Annotated in this window: 2 protein-coding genes; both read right to left on the bottom strand. The window is 73.6% G+C overall.

Features of this window, described 5'->3' with window-relative positions; genetic code table 11:
* Positions 1 to 133: 133 nt before the first annotated feature.
* Positions 134 to 1,063 (bottom strand): hypothetical protein, encoded by a 930-nt coding sequence (locus L7D48_RS28560; RefSeq protein ID WP_237883964.1) that lies wholly within the window; start codon positions 1,061 to 1,063, stop codon positions 134 to 136.
* On the bottom strand, positions 1,060 to 1,836 hold a 777-nt coding region (locus L7D48_RS28565; RefSeq protein WP_308312365.1), incomplete at its 5' end, for a hypothetical protein. The genes L7D48_RS28565 and L7D48_RS28560, both read right to left, overlap by 4 nt.

Genomic DNA, 1,836 nt, shown 5'->3' on the forward strand with positions numbered 1-1,836 from the left:
GCCGGGGCGGGGGGAACGGACGGCTGGGGAGGTACGACGGCCGCCTGCGGGGCGTCCGCCGCCCCGGCGCTCGGCTCCGCCCGCGGCGGGACGGCGGGCGCGGCCGGCTCCGGCCGGTCTGTCGTGGACTCGGTCATACGTACTCCCCGGGGGACACCAGGTGGTCGAGCTGGTCCTTCAGCAGCTCGGCGGCGTCCTTCTCGCGGAAGGGCTTGACGCCGTCGGCCTGGAACGAGATCAGGTACTCGTCCTGGTAGGCGGTGCAGAACATCGTCTCCAGTTCGGAGTCGCCGTCCTTGGGCGGCAGGAAGCACCGCGCGTTCTTGTGGCCCTTGATCCTCGGTCCGTCGCGGAAGACCGACAGGGCGTCGGCCAGTCCGGACTGGAAGCCGCTCAGGTCCTTGACGCCCTTCTCGTTCTTCATGCGCGCGATCTGGATCTCGGCCGTGAACTCGTCGTCGTACGAGGTGTACGTGCGCATCACGATGCCCTGGACGCGCAGCTTCTCCACGTACTCGCGGTGCCGGCGGCGCTCCTTGCCCGGCAGGTCCTTGCCGCTCTGGCGCAGCAGGGCCTGGGCCTGCCTGCCGCTGAGTTCGGTGTCGTTGCCGAACTCGGAGATGTCCGGGCCGAGCCGGAAGTCCTCGGGGACCGGCAGCAGCTTCCTGCGCAGCTCGCCGTCGGTGCGGCCCTCCCTGGGGTCCGGCGCCGGATCGTCCTCGGAGGGGGCCTTCGCGGGCTTCTCCCAGATCTTCGTGGGGGCCGAGACGTCGGCGCCGTCCACGGTGGCCTTGGTGTAGGCCAGTCCGCCGCCGGCCGCGCCGAGCACCAGAGCGGCGGACAGCAGGGGGAGGAGGACGCGGCGGAGCCGGCCCGTCCCGCCCGTACCGCCCGTACTACCCGTTCCGTCCGTCCCCGCGTCCTGCGGGCCGTCCGGGGCCGGCGCGATGGGCGCCTCCGGGACGGCTCCCGGGGCCGGGGCCGGGGTGTGTGCGGACGGCGGTACGGCCGGGGGCCGGCCAGGGACGCCGTCGGTGCCGTTCCGGTTCTCCTGGTCGCTCACAGCCGCTCCAGCTGCCGCTCGGCCAGGGACCTGATGTCGCGCTTGGCGATCGGCTTGGTGTCGTAGATCCAGATGTCCATCATGATGTCGCCGCGCTGGGCGATGGCCCGGGCCCGGTGCATCGGGAGGTAGCCGGACTCGCGACGGGGCTCGTCGAAGACGTAGTAGCGGCCGTTGCCCGAGCCCTTCAGCGCGGTGCCGTCGTTGCCCGCGTGGTCCTCGTAGGACATGTAGTCCTGCTGGCCCTGGGCGTACTCGAGGGCGAACCGGTTCTTCTCCTCGCGGAACTGCACGAGGCTGACGACCACCGTCCGGTACCTGCCCTGCTGCCAGCCGGCGCTCGCGACGCGGCGCAGGTCCCCGCCGGTCAGGTAGGTGAACATGTACCCGGGGTTCTCGAACTCCCGGGCGTAGGCGGACGGCGAGAGCCAGCCGTCCGTACCGAGGCTCGGCTCGGGCTCGCGGGCACCCTTGGGCCTGTCCAGGAGCAGCTTGCGCAGATCGCCGTCCGTGCGCACCCGCCGGTCCTCCTCGGCGGTGAGCGGCTCGGGCGCCTCGTCCTCGGGCAGCGGCTTCTGCGGGTACGACAGCTTCGCCTGGGACAGCGGGGGCAGCGGGGTGGGCGCGCGGTCGGCCTGGACGGTGTAGCCGCCCGCGAGGCCGCCGACGGCGCCGAGCAGGGCGGCGCAGGCCAGCAGCAGGGCCGTACGGCCGCGGCGGCGGCGCGGCCGCTCCCGGGCCGGTGGCGCGGGCCGTGCCGCGGGGGGTGCCTC

The organism is Streptomyces sp. ICN903 (assembly GCF_022015835.1).
Lineage (GTDB): Bacteria > Actinomycetota > Actinomycetes > Streptomycetales > Streptomycetaceae > Streptomyces > Streptomyces fenghuangensis.